This is a genomic window from Mesonia aestuariivivens, from assembly GCF_019311235.1.
GTDB classification, from domain to species: Bacteria; Bacteroidota; Bacteroidia; order Flavobacteriales; family Flavobacteriaceae; genus Mesonia; species Mesonia aestuariivivens.
This window is the reverse complement of the sequence record NZ_JAHWDF010000072.1, coordinates 1-525: the sequence shown is the minus strand read 5'-3', so window position 1 is coordinate 525 and position 525 is coordinate 1. Positions and strand designations below refer to the sequence as shown.

The 525-nt window shown below is 45.1% G+C and carries 1 protein-coding gene; it reads left to right on the top strand.

What is annotated here, in order from left to right:
- A partial coding sequence (locus KW502_RS15325; RefSeq protein WP_219041416.1) for a transposase occupies positions 1–525 on the top strand: 525 nt, incomplete at both ends.

The following is a 525-nucleotide window of genomic DNA, read 5'->3' as shown; positions in this document are numbered from 1 at the left end:
TTAAACTCTGTCTGGTGGGCTATTTAGAGAATATCATCAGCGACCGCAAGCTTATTGAACATTGCAGTATGCGTTTGGATATTTTGTATTTCATCGGTTATGACATCGATGAAGAATTGCCCTGGCACTCCACTATCAGTCGAACACGACAATTATTTCCGGAAGATGTGTTTGAGTCTGTATTTACCAAAGTCTTCAGCCTTTGCGTAGAAGCCGGGATGGTGAGTGGCCACACTCAAGCTATTGATAGTGCGCCGGTAAAGGCCAATGCTTCGATGGACACTCTGGAACTAAAAGTACCTGAAGAGGAGTTAGAATCTCATCTGCGCAGAGTTCGTCATATTAGTGCGATGGATAAAGAGCAGCCATTTCGTAAGAGTAAAGGTGATAAATCAGACAAAGGTCAGCGCAGCATAACGGCTAATGAACAGGAACTCCAGGCGATCTCTAGCCGCAACAAGCGTTGGAGCAAAGATCAGGATCAGCGTCCGGGATCAGGAAATAAAGGCAGTAAGTATACCAGCA